General features: G+C 64.8%; 22 protein-coding genes and 1 tRNA gene. 11 read left to right on the top strand and 12 right to left on the bottom strand.

Going from position 1 to position 22244, the window contains the following annotated elements; genetic code table 11:
* Nucleotides 1-286: 286 nt before the first annotated feature.
* Together QX051_RS23275 and QX051_RS23270 are read left to right on the top strand one after the other, a co-directional pair.
* Nucleotides 287-1015: a CoA transferase subunit A gene (locus QX051_RS23275; RefSeq protein ID WP_315736355.1), complete on the top strand. Its 729-nt coding sequence runs from the start codon at nucleotides 287-289 to the stop codon at nucleotides 1013-1015.
* A complete protein-coding gene (locus QX051_RS23270) occupies nucleotides 1015-1665 on the top strand; it encodes a CoA transferase subunit B (protein ID WP_315736356.1) in 651 nt (216 codons plus the stop codon). The genes QX051_RS23275 and QX051_RS23270 overlap by 1 nt, the downstream gene beginning before the upstream one ends.
* An 8-nt stretch (nucleotides 1666-1673) precedes the next feature.
* Here QX051_RS23270 and QX051_RS23265 read toward each other — a convergent pair whose 3' ends face one another.
* From QX051_RS23265 to QX051_RS23250, 4 genes are all read right to left on the bottom strand, one after another.
* The gene (locus tag QX051_RS23265; protein WP_315777736.1) at nucleotides 1674-3398 is read right to left on the bottom strand and encodes a hypothetical protein; all 1725 of its coding nucleotides are present in this window, start codon (nucleotides 3396-3398) and stop codon (nucleotides 1674-1676) included.
* A 200-nt stretch (nucleotides 3399-3598) separates the two neighbouring features.
* Nucleotides 3599-4480, bottom strand: coding sequence for an SUMF1/EgtB/PvdO family nonheme iron enzyme (locus tag QX051_RS23260; protein ID WP_315777735.1), 882 nt, complete (start codon nucleotides 4478-4480; stop codon nucleotides 3599-3601).
* Between the two features lie 52 nt (nucleotides 4481-4532).
* Nucleotides 4533-5627: a copper-containing nitrite reductase gene (nirK, locus tag QX051_RS23255; protein WP_315736359.1), complete on the bottom strand. Its 1095-nt coding sequence runs from the start codon at nucleotides 5625-5627 to the stop codon at nucleotides 4533-4535.
* A 343-nt stretch (nucleotides 5628-5970) separates the two neighbouring features.
* On the bottom strand, nucleotides 5971-6180 hold the full coding sequence (locus QX051_RS23250; protein WP_315777734.1) for a hypothetical protein: 210 nt from the start codon (nucleotides 6178-6180) through the stop codon (nucleotides 5971-5973).
* 215 nt (nucleotides 6181-6395) lie between these two features.
* On the opposite strand from QX051_RS23250, the gene hemN reads away from it, so the two are divergent.
* The gene (gene hemN / locus QX051_RS23245; RefSeq protein WP_315736361.1) at nucleotides 6396-7748 is read left to right on the top strand and encodes an oxygen-independent coproporphyrinogen III oxidase; all 1353 of its coding nucleotides are present in this window, start codon (nucleotides 6396-6398) and stop codon (nucleotides 7746-7748) included.
* A gap of 84 nt (nucleotides 7749-7832) precedes the next feature.
* A complete protein-coding gene (locus QX051_RS23240; RefSeq protein ID WP_315777733.1) occupies nucleotides 7833-8024 on the top strand; it encodes a DUF1858 domain-containing protein in 192 nt (63 codons plus the stop codon).
* Here QX051_RS23240 and QX051_RS23235 read toward each other — a convergent pair whose 3' ends face one another.
* Complete coding sequence (locus QX051_RS23235) at nucleotides 8025-8744, bottom strand: Crp/Fnr family transcriptional regulator (RefSeq protein WP_315777732.1); 720 nt, start codon at nucleotides 8742-8744, stop codon at nucleotides 8025-8027.
* Nucleotides 8745-8914: 170 nt separating this feature from the next.
* Between QX051_RS23235 and QX051_RS23230 the strand changes: the two genes are divergently transcribed.
* The gene (locus QX051_RS23230; RefSeq protein WP_315777731.1) at nucleotides 8915-10126 is read left to right on the top strand and encodes an NnrS family protein; all 1212 of its coding nucleotides are present in this window, start codon (nucleotides 8915-8917) and stop codon (nucleotides 10124-10126) included.
* On the opposite strand, the gene QX051_RS23225 is transcribed toward QX051_RS23230, so the two are convergent.
* The gene (locus QX051_RS23225; protein WP_315777730.1) at nucleotides 10111-13458 is read right to left on the bottom strand and encodes a PAS domain-containing sensor histidine kinase; all 3348 of its coding nucleotides are present in this window, start codon (nucleotides 13456-13458) and stop codon (nucleotides 10111-10113) included. The genes QX051_RS23230 and QX051_RS23225 overlap by 16 nt on opposite strands.
* Nucleotides 13459-13670: 212 nt before the next feature.
* Between QX051_RS23225 and QX051_RS23220 the strand changes: the two genes are divergently transcribed.
* The 5 genes from QX051_RS23220 to QX051_RS23200 all read left to right on the top strand — a co-directional run bounded on the left by QX051_RS23220 (nucleotide 13671) and on the right by QX051_RS23200 (nucleotide 16524).
* Complete coding sequence (locus QX051_RS23220; protein ID WP_409998131.1) at nucleotides 13671-13958, top strand: phasin family protein; 288 nt, start codon at nucleotides 13671-13673, stop codon at nucleotides 13956-13958.
* 205 nt (nucleotides 13959-14163) lie between these two features.
* Nucleotides 14164-14598 carry a phasin gene (locus tag QX051_RS23215; RefSeq protein WP_315777729.1) on the top strand — a complete coding sequence of 145 codons (435 nt, stop codon included), beginning with the start codon at nucleotides 14164-14166 and terminating at the stop codon, nucleotides 14596-14598.
* A gap of 249 nt (nucleotides 14599-14847) precedes the next feature.
* A tRNA-His gene (locus QX051_RS23210) sits at nucleotides 14848-14924 on the top strand.
* A 297-nt stretch (nucleotides 14925-15221) separates the two neighbouring features.
* The gene (locus QX051_RS23205) at nucleotides 15222-15572 is read left to right on the top strand and encodes a hypothetical protein (RefSeq protein WP_315777728.1); all 351 of its coding nucleotides are present in this window, start codon (nucleotides 15222-15224) and stop codon (nucleotides 15570-15572) included.
* 274 nt (nucleotides 15573-15846) lie between these two features.
* Nucleotides 15847-16524 (top strand): ParA family protein, encoded by a 678-nt coding sequence (locus QX051_RS23200; protein ID WP_315736367.1) that lies wholly within the window; start codon nucleotides 15847-15849, stop codon nucleotides 16522-16524.
* 111 nt (nucleotides 16525-16635) lie between these two features.
* Here QX051_RS23200 and QX051_RS23195 read toward each other — a convergent pair whose 3' ends face one another.
* The 4 genes from QX051_RS23195 to trxB form a co-directional block, all read right to left on the bottom strand.
* Complete coding sequence (locus tag QX051_RS23195) at nucleotides 16636-16806, bottom strand: hypothetical protein (RefSeq protein ID WP_315777727.1); 171 nt, start codon at nucleotides 16804-16806, stop codon at nucleotides 16636-16638.
* Nucleotides 16807-16966: 160 nt separating this feature from the next.
* Complete coding sequence (locus QX051_RS23190) at nucleotides 16967-17890, bottom strand: 4-hydroxy-tetrahydrodipicolinate synthase (RefSeq protein ID WP_315777726.1); 924 nt, start codon at nucleotides 17888-17890, stop codon at nucleotides 16967-16969.
* Nucleotides 17891-18333: 443 nt separating this feature from the next.
* Nucleotides 18334-19257, bottom strand: coding sequence for a LysR family transcriptional regulator (locus QX051_RS23185; RefSeq protein WP_315717522.1), 924 nt, complete (start codon nucleotides 19255-19257; stop codon nucleotides 18334-18336).
* Nucleotides 19258-19264: 7 nt separating this feature from the next.
* Nucleotides 19265-20230, bottom strand: a complete 966-nt coding sequence (gene trxB, locus QX051_RS23180; RefSeq protein ID WP_315736370.1) for a thioredoxin-disulfide reductase — start codon at nucleotides 20228-20230, stop codon at nucleotides 19265-19267.
* 288 nt (nucleotides 20231-20518) lie between these two features.
* On the opposite strand from trxB, the gene QX051_RS23175 reads away from it, so the two are divergent.
* Entirely contained in the window at nucleotides 20519-20998 is a 480-nt protein-coding gene (locus tag QX051_RS23175; RefSeq protein ID WP_015664493.1) for an Lrp/AsnC family transcriptional regulator, read from the top strand.
* A gap of 82 nt (nucleotides 20999-21080) precedes the next feature.
* Here the strand turns inward: QX051_RS23175 and QX051_RS23170 are convergent, their stop codons facing one another.
* Both QX051_RS23170 and greA read right to left on the bottom strand, forming a co-directional pair.
* Nucleotides 21081-21479, bottom strand: a complete 399-nt coding sequence (locus QX051_RS23170) for a DoxX family protein (protein ID WP_315777725.1) — start codon at nucleotides 21477-21479, stop codon at nucleotides 21081-21083.
* 256 nt (nucleotides 21480-21735) lie between these two features.
* A complete protein-coding gene (gene greA / locus QX051_RS23165; RefSeq protein WP_315736372.1) occupies nucleotides 21736-22212 on the bottom strand; it encodes a transcription elongation factor GreA in 477 nt (158 codons plus the stop codon).
* Nucleotides 22213-22244: the final 32 nt, after the last annotated feature.

Genomic DNA, 22244 nt, shown 5'->3' with positions numbered 1-22244 from the left:
TCGGATCGCTGGTTACTCGGGATGGGCAGGGTGCGCCGAAAACCCCTGCCAACATCAACAACTTGATGCGCTTTCTTGACGCTTTCAAGGCCATGCCGCCGGTGTGGCCGGATTGCGGCGGAGCCCTGATATCCCGGACTCCGGATCGCCTCGGAGGCGCAGGCTGGTGCGACAGCTAAAGCAGGATGTGCGCGTTGGGAAGGCATCATTGACGCATTGCGAAGATTTCGCCTAATAATCCGGTCGATATCCGCGCGATCGCCGCTCTGCAGCAGGTCATTCCCGTATGAACAAGGTCTATCCGGACGCCAAATCCGCCCTTGCTGGCCTCCTCAAGGACGGCATGACCATCATGTCGGGTGGGTTTGGTCTTTGTGGCATCGCAGAAACGCTGTCCGACGCCATTCGCGAGTCCGGGGTGAAGGACCTCACCGTCATCTCCAACAATGCCGGGGTCGATGGCATCGGCCTCAGCCGGCTGCTGGAGACGCGGCAGATCAAGAAGATGATCTCGTCCTATGTCGGCGAGAATAAGCTGTTTGCCCAGCAATATCTGGCCGGCGAGCTGGAGCTCGAATTCTGCCCGCAGGGCACCCTGGCCGAGCGCATCCGCGCCGGCGGCGCCGGCATCCCGGCCTTCTTCACCAAGACCGGCGTCGGCACGCTGGTCGCGGAGGGCAAGGAGGTGCGGGAGTTCGACGGCGAGAAATATCTGATGGAGCGCGGCCTGTTTGCCGATCTGGCGATCGTGCACGCCTGGAAGGGCGACACCGCCGGCAACCTCGTCTACCGCAAGACTGCGCGCAACTTCAATCCGATGATGGCAACTGCGGCCAAGGTGACGGTCGCGGAGGTCGAGCACCTGCTGCCGGCCGGCCAGATCGATCCCGACCACATCCATACGCCCGGCATCTTCGTCAAACGCATCATCCAGGTCGGAACCGAACTGAAGCGCATCGAGCAGCGCACCGTGCGCAAACGTGAAGCCGCCGCTGCAGCCGGGGAGGAAGTCTGATGGCCTGGACGCGAGAGCAGATGGCGGCGCGCGCCGCCAAGGAGCTGCGGGACGGCTACTACGTCAATCTCGGCATCGGCATCCCGACGCTCGTCTCAAACTACATCCCGCCGGGCGTCGACGTGGCGCTGCAGAGCGAGAACGGCATGCTCGGCATGGGTCCGTTCCCCTATGAGGGCGAGGAGGATCCCGACCTGATCAATGCCGGCAAGCAGACCGTCACCGAGCTGCCGATCACCAGCTATTTCTCGTCAGCCGATTCCTTCGCCATGGTCCGCGGCGGCCACATCGACCTGTCGATCCTCGGCGCCATGCAAGTCGCCCAGAACGGTGACCTCGCCAACTGGATGATCCCCGGCAAGATGGTCAAGGGCATGGGCGGCGCGATGGATCTCGTCGCCGGCGTCAAGCGCGTCGTCGTGGTCATGGAGCATAGCGCCAAGGACGGTCCGAAGCTGCTCAAGCAGTGCACGCTGCCGCTGACCGGCGAGCGCGTCGTGGACATGGTGGTGACCGATCTGGCGGTGTTCACGATCGACAAGCACGGCAATGACGGCATGGCCCTGATCGAGCTCGCCGATGGCGTGACGCTCGACGAGGTCAAGGCCAAGACCGAAGCCGAGTTCCGGGTCGCGCTGAAGAATGCCTGAGGGCGCGACTACCAGCGCCGGCAGAGCATCTCCGCGACCTTGACAGCGAGCCGGCATGCCGCATGCCGCGCCCGGCTCGCAGCAGCGGGCGGCGCCGTCTCCGCCAACCCCTGAATGATCAGGCACGGCACACTGCGGCTGAGGCAGATCAGTCCCATCGCATAGGCCGTGTCATCCGTCGCAAGCGCGCCTGGAAACGCCGCCGAGATTTCGGCGTCGGTGCCGTCGCCATCGCACGTCACTGTCATTCCTTCGAAGAACACGTCGATGTCGTCCAGCATGCCATTTGCGGCCTCGTGCGCGAGGCGGCAAAGCTCGGGATCGGCCGGAATGATCATTCCGCTGTCATCGACCGAGGGCGGCTCGGCCATGCTGAGCGCGTCGCGCAGCTTGATCTGAATCCGGAATGGCGCGACCGAGGTGGCGATGACGAGATCGCCGGGGCCGGCGCCGATGAATCGCGGGCCGCGGGCCACTTGCGGGAGATTCGCTCCCAGGAGGGCATCGGCCCGTCCCGGCATGATCAGCCACTGCGCCCCATGCTCTTCGATCGCCACTGCGGCCGCGCTCGCCACCTCGGCGATCGATCGCCCGAGGCACACGACTGCATGGAAGCAGGAATGCCTGATGATGGCGCGCGCCGCGTTGCGCTGTTCGATCAGCGTGCCCGGGCCCATCGCCTGGACCAGGGCTTCGATATCCTCCGGAGTTTCGACCACGAAACCGATCGTGTTGGCTTTGGCATGGAGAAATCGCAGCGCGTCGAGCATCGCGTTGATGCTGGCCTTCTCACGACCGTCGAGCTGCTGCCACAGCGCTTCGAGCACGTCCAGGGAGGCCTCGATGTCGGCGCCGATCACGCCCTGGCCGAGCGGCCGGCCGGGTGTCTCGCAGCGATAGAGCTCTTCGAAGGCCTGCAGGACGGTCCTGCGGTCCTTCACCGCGCAGGCGCCTTGCAGGATGCGCGCGAGAACTTGGGCGCGCTTGCTGAGTTCGAGGGGAACGGCGAGCCAGGCAAAATCAGCCAGCTCGGCCGCCTGCTCGCTTGCGGCGCGCTGGAATTCGCCGACGACCTGACCGTAGTGCCAGCTCAATTGCCACGGCGTCACCTGCCGTCCGCGATACCTGCCGCGCTCGATGCGTTCGAGCGATTGCGCCTGCAACTCGTTGCGCAGGTCGGGATCTATTCCCGATGCGCGGGAATCCAGCAGACGATAGGCGCGTGTTGCGATCGCCGGTCCGAACCATTCGTGCTCGAGGTCGCCGACCGAGAGACCGCTCGGCATGCGGATGTGGACGGTCCTGCGAAACTGGTCGAGCTCGCGTCTTGCGACCTGGGCCGCGGTCACCGAAACCTGCTGTACCTCGCACAGACCGTCGACCACACTGGCCCAGTCCCAGAAGTCGTCGCCATAGAACGGAATGCGATATTGGCGGCTCGCGACGATCCGTGCGCAAACCCGTTCGATGGCGGGAGCCACGCGATCGAGAATATCGTTGCGCGCCAGCGCGCCGTCCGTGAGACATTGATGCACGAGACGCGCCGCGCCCGCATTCACCACGTGCCAGTCCTTGGCAGCGAATTTAGGCGACGTCCGCAGATATTCGAGCGCGTCGATGAGGCAGCGTCCAGCCAGTGCGCTCGGCGAATCGTCGTCGAACCAGCTGGTGTTGCCGATCCCGTAACCATGCAGGTCGGACGTGAAGAAGACCGGCGGATGTCGAGAAATCACACTCGCCTCCTGGTCCGCTCATCGCGTCGCTCAACGGCAATTGTCTAACGTTTGCAACTCAGATTTCGCAACCGAAAGTTGTTTTTGCGTGACTGTCATTTGTGCCAGTGTCAGGGCACCGTCGATCCGGCGCCGGCGTAGGTTGCAGGCAAGCGTGCTTCGAGCGCACTTTTCGAGCGGACTTATGGAGGCCGAGCATGTCAGGCGCGGATGGCGCCGAGTAGCCGGCCGAGGCGCCGCGTCATGCTGCGGCTCCATGAGGGGTGCTCGCGGACAAGCCGGAAACCGAGATTGGCAGGTGGCGTGCCGGAGGCGCAGCCGCCGGCGCGCGCATCGCGGATGAAGTCGGTCACGTAGGCTCGATGGGCGCCTTCGGCCAGACGGACGCCGCAATTGCTGACGGTCTTGATGACGCGACCGGCACTATCCTGCAGCTTGCGTGTGAAGCAGGTCGAGGTCCATTCCCAGACATTGCCCGCGAGGTCGGCAATGCCGTGCTCGTTGATGCCGAAGCCGCCGAAGCCGCGCGTCTTGGGATCGTCTTGCAGGGTGGCTTCCCGTTCGTAGCGGGCGATCCAGCGCCGCGAGGGATCGGCGTTGTCGATCGAGATGCCATCGTCCTTGAATCGGCTCCCGGCCGCATAGGCCCACTCGGTATCGGTCGGCAGCCGATAGCTCTCGCCGGTCTTGTGCGAGAGCCACGCGGCGTAGGCAACGGCGTCGTGCCAGCTCACCTGCACCGCCGGACGATCGATGGCGATGGGGACGTCGCGATCGAGCGCGCGGCATGCATGGGCTTCGACGCAGGCGTGGTAGTCGGCGGCGCTGACCTGGTTCGTCATCATGGTCAGCGGATGATCAAAGCGGACCGTCGTGATGGGAGCTTCGGCCTGGCGGCCGTTGCGGAGATGGTCGCCGGAGTCGCGGTAGCTGATCGTCCCAGGTGCGATCTCGGTGAGGGCGGGGCCGTCGAGACCGGCGGCGCGGTCTGGCAGCCCTGCAAGGATCGGGGCCATTGTGGTCGGGCCAGCCAATCCGACGACGCAGGCGAGGGTGAGCTTGATCTTGAAAGCGAGCAGCATGGCAGCACACTGAGAAGAGTGGGGGGCCGGACATGCCGGCCCCCTGGGCCGATCAGTTCGTCGTGCCGGTCGGAATGTCGGCCGGGGCCTTCACCTGCATCATCAGGTCGTCATTCCACTTGCCTTCGACCTTGAAATGGGCCGTTGCGCCGAGATTGGCCGCCTCGATCAGGTTGTGGGTGACGTAAGCGTAGATGCCGGGCTGCAGGAATTTGTAGAGCGCGGCACCCGCGGAGCCGCCGCGGATGAACCAGGTCTCGAGCCCGGTCTCCGGCGCGTTGGAGAACTTGCCGGTCTCCCAGACATAATCGCCGTGGCCGCCGATCAGATGCGGACGACTGTCGCGGTTCGCCTGCGAGTGCACGATCAGCACGTTCTCGCCGACATTGGCCGTGAGCGCATTCTTTCCGGTGAGCGCGCCGGCCTTGCCGTTGAACACCACATGGGTCGGCGTGAGCTTGCGCATGACCTCCTCGGTGTCGCTATAGGCCTCGCCGGGCGAGTCATAGGATTTGAAGTTGCCCTTGTCGTCGCGCGGGACGTAGAGGTCCTGCTCGCCGATGTAGTAGACGCGATCGTAGCGCAACGCGTGTCCGCGGCCGTCATTGAGACCGTCGCGCGGCAGCACCATCACGGCGCCGTTCATGCCCGAGACGACATGCCAGGGGATCATCGGTCCGCCTGGGGCGCAATGATAGACGAACACGCCGGTCCGCGTCGCCTTCCAGCGCAGCACGACCTGCTCGCCGGGATTGACCAGGGTCAGCGCGCCGCCACCCAGCGCTCCGGTCGCGGAGTGGAAATCGATGTTATGCGGCATGCTGTTGGTCGCGGGATTGACGAGGGTCACCTCGACATAGTCACCCTCATGGACCACCATCAGCGGGCCCGGCATCGAGCCGTTGAACGTCATGGCCTGGAAGGTGGTGCCCTTCTCGTCGATCACCATCTTCTTCTCCTGGACCACGAGCTTGAACTCCATGATCTTGGGCCCCTGCTTCGTCGCCTGCTCGTGCGCATGCACGAACGGCGGAGCCACCAGATCGACCTTCTGGCGCGGCAGCTTGAGGTCCTCGGCCATCGCGGGAGCCGCAAGCATCATCGCGGCGATGGCTGCACTGAACATGGCGGTGCGGCGGGTCAACATGGATCGCTCCTTCATTGGATCTGTTGTAGTGCCGCAATCATCATGCTCCCGTTGGAACCCGGCTTGTTTGTGCTGCAACAAGCAACTTCGCATTTGCGGAATGCGGTGGCGGGTTCGGAGCGAAATTGGCGCGGCTGCGCCAGCGCAGCGCGCGAATGAGTTGCATCGGCGAGTAGTTCTTGGGGAGTCCGGACGGGGCGCGGAGCAAAGGGGGCTGGACTGTCCCCGCGCAACTACGCGCCGAGAAATGATCCATCCGTTTGCCGAGATGGCAGGACAGTCACGAGCACCAGGATGCGAGGTTCAAGGCATTGCCCCGGTCGACGATGGGCTACCAAACTCGTCAGCTCAGCCAGCGCACCGCCAGCAACGCGGCGAAGGCCCCTGCCGCCGCGAGGCAAAACATCGTGGTCATGAACATGGCGATATTGCCGAGCAGGCCTGTCGGCCCCGACTCGTCGCGGAACGATTCGAATCCGTCGGACTGGGGGATATGGCCGCGGATGCCGGCGAGGAGAGCAAATGAACGGATCAGCAGTTGCAGAGCTTCCATTGCGGTTTTCCTCGAATCGTCGACAGATCAATGATGATGTGAAATGAGCCGGCCACTTTGAGGAAGCGCAAAGTCCGGGGCGATAACCGGCGTTCTACTGGTTATCCAACGGGGCATCTGCCGGCTGCGCCTTGAGAAAGCTCAAGGCCGCCCCTCTTGCCTTATGTCAAGGACCTCCGAACCCCAGGTCGACACGCTCAGGTGACAGGCAGGACATGAGACCAGATCTTGCGGCATGCTACGGACAGGAGCGCCTTCCGCGCTACACCAGCTATCCCACGGCGCCTCATTTCTCCGCCGCGGTCGGCCCGTCCACCTACGCAGAATGGCTGCGCGCGATACCGGCGAGCGCGACGGCATCACTTTACCTGCATGTGCCCTTCTGCCGCTCGATGTGCTGGTATTGCGGCTGCAACACCATGGTCGCCAAGCGCGACGAGCCGATTGCGGTCTACGAATCGGCACTGCGCTGCGAGATCGACATGGTGGCGCGCCAGATTGGCCGGCGGCTGCAGGTCGGGCACATTCATTTCGGTGGCGGCACGCCCACCATCATGGCGCCGGAGTCCTTTGTGGATCTCGTCGGATCGCTGCGCCATTCATTTTTCGTGCTGCCATCGGCGGAGATCGCCATCGAGATAGATCCCCGCACGCTGACGCCGGAGATGATCGCCGCGCTGGGGGTGAGCGGGGTCAATCGTGCCAGCCTGGGCGTGCAGAGCTTCGATCCGCGGGTGCAGCAGGCCATCAACCGGGTACAGAGCTTCGAGCAGACCGCGGCGGCCACGAATGGATTGCGTCAGGCCGGCGTTGCCGGCATCAATTTCGACCTGATCTACGGGCTGCCACATCAGAGCGTGGCGTCCTGTCTCGACACCGTCCGGCGTGCCATCGACCTTCGCCCCGACCGGCTCTCCGTGTTCGGCTACGCTCATGTGCCATCGTTCAAGACGCACCAACGCAAGATTCAGGACTCGGCGCTGCCGGACAGTCTGGAACGCTACGATCAGGCCTGTGCGATCGCTGATGCGCTGAAGAACGCAGGCTACGTCCAGATCGGGCTCGATCATTTCGCCTTGCCCACCGACCCGATGACCATCGCGTTCCGCGAAGGCCGGCTGCATCGCAATTTCCAGGGCTACACGACCGATGCCAACGATCTGCTGCTCGGGTTTGGCGCCTCGGCGATCGGGCAACTGCCGCAAGGTTATGTCCAGAACGCGCCGCAGGTCCGGGCCTATGAGCAGAAGATCGCGTCCGGCAGCCTCGCGACCGTGAAAGGCTATGGACTGACGGATGACGACCGCCTACGGGCCGACATCATCGAGCGCATCATGTGCGACTACGGCGTGGACCTCGACGTCATCTGCACCCGCCATGGCACGGACACCGACGACATGCTGAGATCGGCGCCGCGGCTGCAATCGCTGATCTCCGACGGTGTGGTCGAGCTCAACGGCGGTGCGCTCGCGGTGACCGAGCATTCCCGGTTCTTGGTGCGCAGCGTCGCTGCGGCGTTCGATGCGCATCTCGACGCGTCGAAGCAGCTGCACAGCCGGGCGGTCTGACCGGCCAGCTGCCGCGGTGCTTGTGCCGCGACAAAGACCGCCAAGGGCATGCCCGCTACCATTCGCGCTGGAATGGAGGCGCGCATGCCAATCTCCTTCGATGAACTGGTCGACGACGTCATGCGGCGAAGGCCGGAGACCATCCGCGTCTTTCTTGCTTTCCAGATGCGTTGCGTCGGTTGCCCGATCGCCTGTTTTCACAACGTCGCGGATGCCTGCCACGAGCATGGCGTCGATCCCGACGCGTTCCTCGCGGCCCTAGGTGCCTGCGCGTGATCAGGTCCGCGATGCGGCCGCGTCACCGGCGTTCTGCTGCGCCAGGAGCACGATCTTGTGCGGCTCGCGCAGCACGATCTTCTGACGTCCGCTTTCGACGAGGCCGAGCTGCTCCCAGCCCGAGAGGATGCGGCTTACCGTATGCAGGGTCGTTCCGGTCATCTGCGCGATATCCTGCCGGCTGATCGGGAAGTCGATCTGAACGCCGTGATCGAGCTTGCGGCCGGCCTGGTTGGCGAGCCGAAGTAGGGCATGCGCGATGCGCTGCTCCACCTGCTGCGTCGACATTTCGATCACGCGCGCATGGGTTTCCTGCAGCCGCTGGCCGACCGTCTGCAGCGTGTTCGCCGCCAGCGACGGGAACTTCGCGACCAGCCGCGGCCATGAGGCGGACGGCCAGGCCAGCACGATGCTGTCGTCGACGGCTGTCGCTGTCGCCGGATAATGTTGGAGACCGATGGCCGGGGCGACGCCGAACGTGTCCCCTGCCACCACATAGCGCACCACGATCTGGTCGCCGGTGGGCGTCGTCTTGCTGGCGCGGACATGACCGTGGAGCAGCAGGAAGAACGAGGTCGCATCGGCGCCCTGCTCGAACACCGCGCCGTTGCGGGGGACGCGAAGGGAGCGGGCTTCCCGCAGCACGTCCGTGAGATCCTCAGCGGACAGCCCTGCAAACAGCGGCAGATGCGCGACCAGCGAACGGTCGATGGAAGCCATGATGTTCTCCGGGGCCGGGTTCGGCTCAATTTTGCGGCGCTCAATAGCACGTTTTTGCGATCCGTCGGAAGTTTGTGCTGGCGCAAGTCATAGTGGGCGACGCGCAACTACATGTTAAGCACAACGCCGCGATCGGTGCGGTTCCCGTCCTTCATCGAGCGAGCATGCACATGGCCATTCCACGCAACTATCAGGGCTGGACCGTTCTCGCCAACGGGTTCAGGCCGTTCTTTCTGCTGGGCGCGCTCCAGGCCGCGCTGGCGATCCTGATCTGGGTCCCGGCCTTCTACGGCGAGCTGAAGCTGAGCTCCGGCTTCGCTCCCCGAGACTGGCACGTGCACGAGATGCTCTACGGCTATTTGCCGGCCGTCGTCACTGGCTTCCTGTTTACGGCGATCCCGAACTGGACCGGACGTCTGCCGATCCGGGGCCTGCCGCTGCTCACCCTCGTGATCGTGTGGACGGCCGGACGACTGGCCGTCACGATGTCCGCGCTGGGCCCCTGGTGGGCCGCGCTGCTGATCGATGCGAGCTTCCTCATGCTTGTCGTTCTGGCCGCCGCGCGCGAGATCGTCGCCGGTCGCAATTGGCGGAATTTGCCGGTGGTCGCAATCGTCGCGGTGCTGTGCGCCGGCAACATCGCGTTCCACGTCGAGGCTCATCTGCGTGGCTCGGCCGACTACGCCATTCGCGTCGGTGTTGCCGTGATCGTGCTGCTGCTCGCACTGATCGGCGGCCGCATCACGCCGAGCTTCACCCGCAACTGGCTAGTCAAGCACAATCCCGGTCGGCTGCCGGCGCCGTTCGGCCGCTTCGACATCGCCGTCGTGCTGTTCAGTGCGCTGAGCCTGCTCGGCTGGATTCTGGTTCCTGAGAGCGCGCCGACCGCGCTTGCGCTCACGGCGGCCGGATTGTTGCATGTGGTGAGGCTCGCGCGCTGGGCCGGCGATCGCACCTTGCGCGAACGGCTGCTGGTCATCCTGCATGTCGGCTACGTGTTCGTCCCGCTCGGCTTCCTGCTCACGGCGGCCGCCAGCCTCGGATGGGTTCTGCCAAGCGCCGGGCTGCACGCCTGGATGGTCGGGGCCGCCGGCATCACGACGCTTGCAGTGATGACGCGGGCCACGCTCGGCCACACCGGCCAGGCGCTGACGGCCGCGCCCGCGACCCAGGTGATCTATCTGGCGATCATCGTCGCAGCGGTCACGCGGGTCTGCGCCGTGTTGGCGCCGGCGCATACCGAGGTGCTGCTGCACGTCGCGGCGCTTGCCTGGGTGGTCGCATTCGCCGGCTTCGTTCTGGCGTTCGGTCCGCTGCTGCTCGGTCTCAAGCGGCGTGCGCTGGCCGTACGCCGGGCAGGATCGGTTCAGCCGGTGCTCTGATTGCGCGCCATGGCGCGCGAGAACACCACCTCGATCAGCGTGCCGGATTTCGGCGCGGCCTTGATATGGAACTGCGCCCGGTTGGCTTCGACAAGCGCCTTGGTGAGCGACAGGCTGAGACCGGCGCCATCGGAGCCTTGCTCGGAAGCCGAGGGCGCACGGAACGGTTCGAGCGCCGCGGCCACCTCCTGATCGTTCAGGCCATGACCGGTGTCGCGGACGCGCAGCGCGACCTCGCCGAAATCGGTCAGCGCGGTCGAGACGATGACCTGGCCGCCGGGATTGGCCAGCGAGATCGAAGCCGAGATCACGTTCATCGCGATCTGGCGCAGCGCCCTGGCGTCGGCGATGACCGGCGGCAGCAGTTGCGACAGCGAGGTGCGGATGATGATGCGGGCGCGGTTGGCCTGCGGCTGCATCGCTGCGACGCAGCTCTCCACCAGTTCGTTGAGATTCTGGCTGGTGAAAGCGAGCTCGAGCTTGCCGGTCTCGATGCGCGACAGCTCCAGCAGATCGTCGATCAGGGAGACGACGCGCTCGCCCGAGGTGCGGATGTCCTTCATGTATTCGGCGTAGCGGGTGTTGCCGATCGTGCCGAACCGTTCGCCGATCATCACCTCGGCAAAGCCGATGATCGCGTTCAGCGGCGCGCGTACTTCGTGGCTGATCCGGGCCAGCATGTCGGCCTTGGCGTTGGCGGCCCGATCGGCCACGCGACGAGCCTGCAGCAACTCGCTTTCGCCGCGGTGGAGCTGCGACAGATCGCGGAACACGGCAAAGAAGTTCGGACCGTCGGGCCTGGTCCGGCCAATTGCCATCGACAACGGAATGAGGCCGCCCTGAGCGATCTTCCCGAGCACCTCGCGGCCCTGATCGAACCCGCTCGACGCGCCGGCCTGCTGCACGCTGTCGAGGTAATCGAGCACGAGGCGGGCGCTTTCCGGCGCGAACAGCTCGATCAGGTTACGGCGCACCAGCGCCGCGCCGTCGTGACCGAACAGCGCCTCGGCGCTGCGGTTGCAGGCGTGGATGTTGCCGCCGGCGTCGAACATCAGGATGCCCTCGGCTGTGACGTCGAGGATCGCCGCAAGATCTTCGGCTTCGGCGTGGCCGGCGGCCGGAGGCGGGGCCACGACCAGGGGGGCTGGTGCAGCCGAGGCCGGCACTGGCATCGGCGCAGCGTCGGTCGCCGTCGGAACCGCGGCCGCGGTTCCGGGCACCGGAGCGAAGATCAGGGCATGGGCGGTATCGCCGTCCCAGGTGATCGTGAACAGGCGGGCTTCCGCCTTCACCTCCTCGCTGGAGGAGCCATCGGCTGCCGAGATCGTGACGGGGGTGCCGGCCTCGGATTTGTTCGACGCTGACGACACGCCCGGCTCGACATAGAGCGCATCGAGCCCGCCCGCCTGCTCCAGGGCCGCAAGGTCGGCGTAGCCCATCTGCCTGAAGAAGGCCGGATTGCCATAGAGCAGGCGATCGAGCCGGTAGATCAGCATGCCCGTTGGCAGCAGGTCGAGCAGGATGCGGTCGCGCTGGCTGTCGCCCTGGGCCGGCGGCTCCTCGGGGATGAGCCATTCGGTCTGCAGCCCCGCGCCATGATCGGTCGCCGTCTCCGTCGCCGATGGGGTCTGCTGCTGCGGCGGGACCAACGGATCGCTCACGCGCGATCCCGGCTCGAACGCCGTACTCGCGACGTCCGCGGCTGAGTTGCGGATCTCGCCTTCGAGCCGGGCCGACAGCTGACGCGCGAGTTCATGAAACGCACTGTTCTCCACCGGCGTGAGCACCGGATGCTTGGACTCGCCCGGAGCGCGGAACGGGACCACGTTCCCGGTCGTTTCGAGCCCGATGCCGTCGATGTGGTGTACGTCCGCCGCAATGGAAGCCTCACGCGATGACGCCGTGACGTTGTCCTGCTGCGGCGGCACATCTGCGGCCTGCACATGGTCGGATTGGGCAGGCTCGGTTTCGTCAGCGTCCGGAGCATCGGCCGCGTCTGCATCGGCCAATGCGGGGCGACGCAGTGCGGCCAGCCGGTCGAGAGCGTCGAGGTCGCGACAGACGCCGAAGCCGCGATAGCCGGCATGGGTCCTGTCCTCCGTCAGGACAGGCAGTCCCGACAATTCGACCGCAAGCCGCTCGCCGTCCGCGGGCCAGCTGACGACGAGCCCGCTCCAGGTCTCTTTCGTTTCGATCGCCGCACCGACCCGCCCGTCTGGATCGAGGCCTAGCGATGCAGTGAGCTCATGCCAGGGACGGCCGAGCTTGGCGGCGCTGTGCCGCCCGATCAGGCGGGTGAATTCGTCGGAGCCGATCGAGAACCGTCCCTCGGCATCCATCTGCCAGGAAAATCGGAGTGGGTGGCGGCGGCCGACTGAAGGCTCCGCCGCGCCGGACTCGGCAGGATGCGTCTCATCCGTCGTTTGCGGCACCGGCACCGGCGCCTCGAACAGGTCGGCCTTGGCCGGATCGTCGATCAGCAGGAACTCGGCCGGCGCTTCGTTCGACAGCGCGGGGGATTCGTAATCGGTTCGGCGTTCAGTCATTGCATCCACCGGAAGAGGAGGCGAAATCACGACGACGGGCCCAGCGGCAACGTGCGCGGGGGCTGGTGATGCGGGGGCGGCATCTGCGGTTGGCTCTGATGTCTGCGCCGAGCCTGGCGCCTCCATCCCGTCGGCTAGGGCCGGCATCGGGACGGCCACCAGCCCGACCTGGTTGCCGCTGCCGATGCGGTAGAGCGCTGCGCGCTCGGTGCCGAACGTCACCTCGGCCATGCCGTCGATAAGCGCCGCTCTGCGGATCTCGGCGAAATCCGGCTCGCTCAGGTCGCGCGTGCCAAACAGGCGCCGTCCGGCTGCACTGATGCCGGCGAACTGGCCATCCTGGGTGAATGCGATCAGCGCATGTCCGCTGGCTTCCACGAGCCGCTTCAGGCGTTCCGCCAGCGGGACGCTGCGTCCGCCCCCGTCGGTGCTGGTGATCAGCACCGCGCGCGTGCCATCCGGCAGATCGATCCTGGTGCAGCCGCAGGTCGCGAGCGTGCCGAGCGGCGCGCCGAAGCCACGGAGGCGTTCGAGTCGCAAGGCGCCGGTCTCGGGCAGACGCCGTCCCAATTGAGCGACCTGGCGGCGATGCGCGTCGGCGGGGCCGAGCGCCTTCGCGATCAGCGCCGTTGCGCTCGCCGCGCCGAGGGCGCGTGCACCGGCCGCATTGGCCCACAGCACACGGCTGCCATCGGCCGACCATAGCCAAGCCGGCAGACTGCCGGCGGCGTGGACAGCCAGCCGGGGGTCGCTGAGGGCCTGCAATTCGAGATCGGCGTAGGTCATGGGCGACGACGGCGAACGGCTCTTGTGATGTTGATCGGCGGCCGGAACTGGTGGCGTTAAGAATTCGTTACTATCGCGCGTTTTGAGGGCCAAGGTCCACGGCGGGGCCGTACCCCTGTCCTGCTAAAGCTTGGATAACCTTAATGTGTTCCTCGTGAGCGCAGCGCACGGAATTGCGGCGAACCCGGGCATGGCCCGTTGCAATCCCCCCGTTGGGGACCACGGCGGAGGCGACGGCAGGCTCGCTCGAACAGCGCAGCGCGACGGTACGGGCCGGGACCAAGGACATCGGCGCCAAGGTCTTGTCCTATGCCGAAAAGAACGTCCAATCGTCGCTCGACGACGCTCAATCGCTGGTGCACGCCAAAAACCTGCCCGAGGTGCTGCGGCTGCACCGCGAATTTTTTCAGGGCCAGATGCGGTCGCTCGCCGAACAGGCAAGCGAAATGGGCGAAGCCATCGGCAAGGCTGCGATCGACACTACCAAGCCCAAGGCCTGAGGGGACGTTCTCCGCTCCCGTAAATTCTGGAGGCGGGCGCGACAAAGAGTTCCTGATAATGGAATTTCCATTGCGTTGCACAAAAACGACACGATATAGCTCTACGCGAGGTTGTTACCTCCCAGGGGCGGTTCCTCTGCGTGATCCGAAGTGACTTCCCGATTGCCGGGACGGTCCAGTCTCAATGTTTCGAAGGATACATGCCATGACCAATGCCACCGATCCGTTCTCCGCGTCCATCATCCCGTTTGAGGTTCCCGAGCAGGTGCGCGCGCTCGCCGAAAAAGGCGTGTCGCAGGCCCGTGAGAACTACGCCAAGTTCAAGGACGCTGCGGAAACGCACAATTCGGCCATCGAGGCCTTCTTCGCAAACGCCAGCAAGGGCGCCGGCGTCTACTCGTCCAAGGTCATGGAATTCACGAAGGCCAATACGACGGCTTCGCTCGACTTCGCCCAGGAGCTGTTCGGCGTGAAGTCGCCGTCGGAGGCGATGGAGCTGTGGACCGGTTTCGCGCGCAGGCAGTTCGAGACCTTCACGTCCCAGGCCAAGGAGCTCGGCGAGCTCGGCCAGAAGGTTGCGGCCGAGACGGTCGAGCCGATCAAGGAAAGCGCCAGCAAGCTGTTCAAGACGGCGGCCTGATTCGAGCCAGGTGCGCGGTACGGCCGTGCGCCGGTGAGGCCAGCGGAAGATCCAGGACCCGGACGAGTTGCGGCCGGGTTCGATGCTTTCTGGGCTCCCGCTTGAACGGGGGCTCACTCGGGCCGAAACAGCGTCAAAAAACGCCGGCATGGCCGGGGACTTTATCCGTTCTCGGCCTTGCCAAATTGGCCCGTTGCACCTAGTTTCCGGCCCGTTCGGACGCCCCCTCGCGGGCAGTCCATGGCGGATGCAGTTGTAGCTCAGTTGGTTAGAGCGCCTGTCTGTGGAACAGGAGGTCGGTGGTTCGAGCCCACCCAACTGTACCATGGCCAGGACCATTGCTGTGCCGTTCGCAAGCTCACCTCTATCCGTGCTCCGCGCCCGGTTGATCGTGCACCGTGATTTGTAGCCCTGTCGCGACCTCTCGCGTATGGCTGTAGACTGGGCGTGTGCGCAGAGCTGTGCGGAAGCCTGAGCCCGGTCTCCGTATTTCGACGGATATATCGCCGGGGCGTGCGCTCGCTTGCGGTTTGCTGCGCCGGATCAGAAGCACGGCGTGGCGCTGTTGCTTGCGAATCCTGTCTCCTTCAATCACACTTTGCGGCAACGAGGGGGAGGGGACGATGAGAGGGATTGATCTCGATCCATGCATCTCTGCCGTACTGATCGTAGTAGCCGCGCTGTTAGTCCCCGTAACCGCACGGGCCTATACCCCCGAGCAGGAGCAGGCGTGCACGGGCGATGCGTTCCGGCTTTGTAGTTCCGACATTCCCGACGTCGATCGTGTCACTGCCTGCATGGTCCGCCGCAAGGCCGAGCTGTCGCCGCCATGCCGCGCCCAATTCGGGCCACCGCAGCGCCAGGCCGCGTCATCTGGCCGCGCGGAACGGCCGATGAGCATTCGTCCTGTCACCAAGCCGGTCACTGCGCGCGCCGGCAAAGCGAGGAAGTCGACGCGACCGGACGCGACTTGAGCGATGCCGATGGCCGCATTTGGCGGCACTCGGAATGACCGAGGTCCTTGGATGCGCACCTCGATGCGCAGCCTCAACATGTAAATGCGATGGGACATGACCGGATGTTGTCGAACATCGCGGCCGGATCTGCTGTTTTGCCTGCTTTGGTGTGACTCAAAAACCAATCCGTTTCGGCAATCAGGAGTTACGTCTTATTAATCGCTAAATTTTTCTTCCGCGAATCAGTCCGCTGATTCATTTTCGCTGCCGGGGTCAATCTGGAGGCCAAGGTATGAACGTCATTGTTTTCGCATCGCGTAAGGGCGGCTCAGGCAAGAGCACCCTGGCCGCCCATCTCGCTGCGCAGATCAAGTCGAGCAAGTCTAGTCTGCTCATCGATGCGGACCCTCAGGGGTCGCTGACGCTTTGGCACAAGCTGCGCGGCACCAACGAGCCGCCGATCAAGACGGCCGTGAACTCGGTGAGCGCGATCGTGTCCGCCGCCCGCCGTGACGGCGTCGAGTGGGTGCTGATCGATACGCCGCCGACCATCTCGGCCGTCGTCGAGGATGCGATCAAGAACGCGACCATGGTGATCATCCCGGCCCGCCCCGGCGTGTTCGACGTCAACGCGGTGCAGGAGACGATCCAGACCTGCCGCGCCGCGCGCAAGCCCTACGCGGTCGTTCTCAATGGCGCACCGGCGCGCCGCGACGATGCCGAAAGCCCGATCGTGACCATCGCCCGGGAGGCGCTGGCGAAGTTCAAGGCGCCGGTGTGGGGCGGCCAGATCACCAACCGCGCCGATCTGCTGATGGCGCTGGGCCAGGGCGAAGGCGTGCGTGAATATTATGCGGAGGGGCGTGCCGCAGCCGAGATCGCGCGCCTCTGGGCTGCGATCGAGCGCTCGGTGCGGGCGATTCGCGGGACCGTGTCGGCCAACGGCGCCATGCACAAGCAGGCGGCCTGATCGCGGCATCAGATGAGGCATCGACGCGCGGTCTTCCGCGCGTTTTTTGCGTCGGGTCACACGATCTCGCGTGAGTGCCGACTTCGCGCCGCGCGAGAGGGCGCGGCGAGGTCAGGCGACCATCAGGAAATAGAAGGCGATAGCCGGCGTCAGGGTCAGGATCACGGACCAGATCCCGACCGCCCAGAGAATGTCTTCGACGCTGAATCCCTGATGCTCAGGGTATGGATGATCCTGCAAAGCCACGACGCCCCCGCGCTCTTTGACGTTTTCAACATCCATAGCGGAACATCTTTAAACACGAGGTTGCGGACTGCGCCGCTTTTGATCGCGTTTGTTAGCTCGGATTAACCACGGAGGTGTCGGCCTCCGTGGTCTCCGATGTGGCCCGCGGCCGCGCTGCGGCTTCGTCTCTCGGTCCGACGATCGTTTCGGGGAGCGCTCAGGCGACGCAGCTCTGCGTCCTTGTCGCCGTGCGGCGCTCGATCTCCTGGTCGAGGCGTACGGCAAGGCCGGCACCGATCTCCACCATAGGTAGTCGCACGTCGGGGCTCGCGATGATGCCGGTTCGCGCCAGCCAGTACTTGGCCGGGGCCGGGCTCGGCTCGGTGAACAGCAGCCGCGTGAGATCCTCGACCTGCGCCCAGCACGCTGCTGCCGCGTCGTGACGGCCGGCCTTTACGTGCTGCAGGATTGCGGCAAACGTCTCGGTCTCCAGATGCGCCGAGAGCAGGATGGCGCCGTCGGCACCGGCCTGCAGCGCATCGAAGCTCTGGGCGTCCTCGCCGGTGAGGATGCGAAATCCGGGCGGTCGGCGTGCGATCAAGTCGCGCGTCTGCATGCGATTGGCGCAGCAATCCTTGAGGCCTGCGACGGCCGGATGTTGCGCGAGCCGCAGCAGCGTCTCGTTGTCGAGGCCGACCGCCGAGCGATAGGGAATGTTGTAGAGCACGATCGGATGGGTGGTGCGGTCAGCCAATGCGGTGAAATGCGCCAGCAGGCCGCGCTGCGACGGGCGCACGTAAGGCGGACTCGAGATCAGATAGAAGTCGATCGGCCATTCCGCGGTTCGGTCGAGCGATTCGCTCACCTCGGCCGTCGCCACGCCGCCGACACCGAGACAGATCGGCAGCGACCGGCCGGTGGCGTCGAGCTCGTCCCGGACCACGCTGATCAGGCGGGCGCGCTCGTCCCAAGACAGCGCCAGTCCTTCGCCTGACGTGGCACCGAGCACCAGTCCATCGATCGGCTTGGCGGCGTAGTGCCGAACCAGATTGCGTAAGGATGGCTCGTCGAGCGCGCCATCGCGGAACGGCGTGATCAGGGGCAGCCAGAGGCCCTGCAGTCGGGTCGTAATGTTGGTCATGGTCCATCTCCTTGGGTAGCAGGAGCCGGAGACGGGACACGCAAAAAAGCCCCGTCCTCGCGGCGGGGCTGGTGATGCGGCGGTGAATTCGAGAGATTCTAGCGCGCGCGTCCACATGTCCCCGGGAGGGGAGCTTTTTTCGACGACAGCTTGGCGTGCGAAGACGTGGACATGCGATCTAGATGCGCGGTGCAGGCGATGCTGTCAACGCCGCATCGGGCACGACACGGAAACATTCGGCAAAAAAAATAGCCGGGCCCAAATGAGCCCGGCTGGAGGTACTGGCCAACGAGGCCGACACAATCACCTTCCAGAGGGATTTCTGAACGCTCGCGCCACTGGAGGAGGGGGACAATGCGCAACGCCAACGCTCAGCACAACTTCAGTATGGGCTCAATGGCGTCGCAGCAACCATGCAAGCCGCATGTCAGACATGCACAATCTCACGCCGGCCAGCGCTGCGCTTTGCTCACGACGAAGTCACGGAACACTTGAACGCGTGCGACCGTTTTCAATTCCTCGGGATAGACGAAGTAGGTGTCGAGCTGGATCGAATCCGACTCTCCGAACAATTGCACGAGACGGCTGTTTTCCTCGACGAGGTAGTCCGGCAGCGCGGCGATGCCGAGGCCTTGCTGGCAGGCGCGGACCAGGCCGAGGATGTTGTTGACCCTGAAATAGGCCTCGCGCGGACCGGACCCGTTGCGGCCGGCATCGACCAGCCAGCTGCGGTTCTGGAGATGCGGGGCGACTTGGCCGTCGGCCAGCATGATGATGCGATGATCATCGAGCTCGTCGAGTGTGCGCGGTGTGCCGAAGCGCTTGACATATTCCGGCGAGCAATAGGCGTGGAAGCTGATCGCGAACAGCTTGCGCTGGATCAGATCGGGCTGGGTCGGCTTGCGGGTGCGGATCGCCACGTCGGCCTCGCGCATCGACAGATCGAGCTCCTCGTCGGTGACGATCAGCGAGATCCGGATCTCCGGATAGAGCGCGGTGAATTCGCCGAGTCGCGGGATCAGCCAGTTGATGCCGACGCCCGGCGTGGTCGTGATCTTCAGGTCGCCGCTCGGGCGCTCGCGGCTGTCGGTCAGCTTGGCGCGCGCCGCCTGCAGCTGCATGAAGACGTCATGCGCGGTTCGGAACAGGAGGTCGCCTTGCTCCGTCAGGATCAGTCCGCGGGCGTGGCGGTGGAACAGCGAGACTGCGAGCTCCTGCTCGAGCGCGCTGACCTGGCGCGACACCGCCGATTGCGACAGCCCGAGCTGCTCCCCGGCATGCGTGAAGCTGCCTGCTTCCGCCGCTGCGTGAAACACCTTCAGCTTGTCCCAATCCATATCCGTAAATCCATCCCGTGATCGTGGCATCGTCAGTTCATTCCGCCGCGGCGCGTTCGCTCGCGGCGTGGGCGAGGAAGCGTTCGGCCTCCAGGGCGGCCATGCAGCCCATGCCGGCTGCGGTGATCGCCTGCCGATAGGTTTCATCGGCAACGTCGCCGGCTGCAAACACGCCGGGAACGGAGGTCGCGGTCGAGCCCGGCATCACCTCGACATAACCGGACGGTTTCAGTTTCAGTTGCCCCGCGACCAGCTCGGTTGCTGGCGCGTGGCCGATCGCGACGAAGACGCCGTCGGCGGGCAGCTCGGTGAGCGCGCCGGTCTTGACGTTCTTGAGTCGGACATGCGTGACCTTGGATGGCGAGCTGGCGCCGCAGATCTCATCGAGGGCGCTGTCCCAGACGACCTTGATCTTGGGATGCTTGAACAGCCGCTCCTGCAGGATGCGCTCGGCGCGGAAATGGTCGCGCCGGTGCACGACGGTGACGGTCGAGGCGAAATTGGTCAGGAACAGCGCTTCCTCGACCGCGGTGTTGCCGCCGCCGACGACGATGACTTCCTTGCCGCGATAGAAGAAGCCGTCACAGGTCGCGCAGGCCGAGACACCGAAGCCCTTGAAGGTCTCCTCCGACGGCAGCCCGAGCCAGCGCGCCTGGGCGCCGGTCGCCAGGATGACGGTCTCGGCGAGGTAGACGTCACCGGAGTCGCAGGTCAGGCGGAACGGACGCTGCCCCAGCTCCAGCTTGGTCACGAGGTCGGTCTTGATCTGGGCCCCGACATGCGTCGCCTGCTTCTCCATCTGCTCCATCAGCCAGGGACCCTGGATGACGTCGGCAAATCCCGGATAGTTTTCCACGTCGGTGGTGATGGTGAGCTGGCCGCCGGGCTGGATGCCCTGGATCAGCACCGGCTCCAGCATAGCTCGTGCCGCGTAGATCGCCGCCGTATAGCCGGCAGGGCCGGAACCGATGATGACGACTTTGGCATGGATCGGAGCTTGCATGTGGCCGAAGACTCGCTGGAAAAGGGAGGATTAACGACGCAGCGAGCGGAATGCGCGGAAGAAACGCTCCGAAGCCCCATCGAAAATGTCAAATCCAAGTCTAAGCCATCTGGCAAGCTATGCAAGAATTGCAACGCATCTCGGCGAATTTTCCCTTCACGACCCGGTCAACAGGGGAAATCTAAAGTAATAAAATTGCGCGAATTGACCGGCTTGCGCTAAGAGAGTTGCCCATCGTCTCCCGGCGCCCCTGCGCCTCCTCCTGTTCCGCCAGAGCCCACAATCCCCGTGTCCAAGAATCTTGATGAGATCGATCTCAAAATCCTGAGTGAAATTCAGGCCGACGGCAGGATCACCAATGTCGAGCTCGCCAAGCGGGTCGGCATCTCGCCGCCGCCTTGCTTGCGCCGGGTGCGGACCCTGGAGGAGGAAGGCTACATCACCGGCTACCGGGGCCTGCTCGACCCGCGCAAGCTCGGCTTCGACGTGACCGTGTTCGCCTCGGTCCACCTGTCGAGCCAGGCGGACGCCGACCTGAAGGCGTTCGAAGAGTTCGTGCGGTCCGAGCCGCTGGTGCGGGAATGTTGGATGCTGTCCGGCGAGGTGGACTTCATCCTGAAATGCGTGGCACCGGACATGGCGACGTTTCAGGAGTTCGTCACGCACCTCACGGCGGCGCCCCACGTCCGCAACGTGCGGACGTCCCTGGTGCTGCATAACTCGAAATACGAGGCGGCGGTGCCGCTCGAGGTCAAGGGGCGCAGCTAGGCCCGGCTGTCCTTCCGGGCCAGCCTCGCGAAGGCTGAACCCGGAAGCTCGAGGTCGCGAAGCGAACAGAACGCGAGAGAGTTCAGTTCTTTTTGCGCAGCAGCGCGTCCAGACTGATCGAACCCCCGCCCGAGGTCGTCAGATAGAGGCAGGCAAAGCAGAGGGCGATCGCCAGCGAGCCGTTGTTGACGACCGGGAAGAAACCTCTCGGGAAGTGGCCAATGAAATAGGCGAAGGCCATCTCGCCGGACAGGATAAAGGCGACCGGGCGCGTGAACAGCCCAAGGATCAGCAATCCGCCGAGCACCAGTTCGAGCGAGCCGGCCGCACCGTACAGCGACAGCAGCTCAACTTTGGCAAACATGTCCACGGCCGGAAACTTGAAGATCTTCGCCACGCCATATTGAAACAACAACAGGCCCGTGACGAAGCGAAACAGGCTGAGCACAGCCGGTTGCCATTTCGAGAACATCTGCTCCATGTCGATCATCCCCCAATCAAAGCCATCATGATGCGACGGACCGGACCCATTCTCCCGGCACGGCTCGTCGGTTCTGCACTAGCTCATTCCCGAAAGCCCGTCACCGGCGTGTGGCCTGCAGCCCGATGAATTGACCGTGTGCTGCCGAACGCCATTGTGCCGCAGTGCGGCCGGCCAAACGACGAAGGGCCGCGCCTTCGCGCAGCCCTTGGTTTCGTCCGAACGGTCACAGGCACCGCTCCGATGCCTCGGGTCCTCAGCGCCACTCGACCTTGGCGATCTCGTAGGACTTGGCGCCGCCGGGCGCCATGACCTCGACGGTGGTGCCCATCTTCTTGCCGATCAGCGCGCGCGCCAGCGGCGAGGTGATCGAGATCTTGCCCTTCTTGGCATCCGCCTCGACCTCGCCGACAATCTGCCAGACCGCCTTCTTCTCAGTGTCCTCGTCGATCAGGGTCACCGTCGCGCCGAACTTGATCGTGTCGCCGGAGAGCTTGGTCACATCGATGATGTCGGCGCGCGCGAGCTTGTCCTCGAGCTCGGCGATGCGGCCCTCGTTGTGAGACTGCTCTTCCTTGGCGGCGTGATATTCCGCGTTCTCGGACAGGTCGCCATGCGAACGCGCTTCCGCGATATGTTCGATGATGCGCGGACGGTCCACCGATTGGCGCTGCTTGAGCTCGTTCTCCAACGCGGCGTAGCCCATCGAAGTCATGGGAACCTTTTCCACCATCTCTTCTCGTCCTTCAGTCGTGCGGGCGGGGG

This window comes from Bradyrhizobium sp. SZCCHNR1053, from assembly GCF_032381235.1.
Lineage (GTDB): Bacteria > Pseudomonadota > Alphaproteobacteria > Rhizobiales > Xanthobacteraceae > Bradyrhizobium.
Note: the sequence above shows the minus strand (reverse complement) of the source record. Positions and strands in the feature narration are given on the sequence as shown.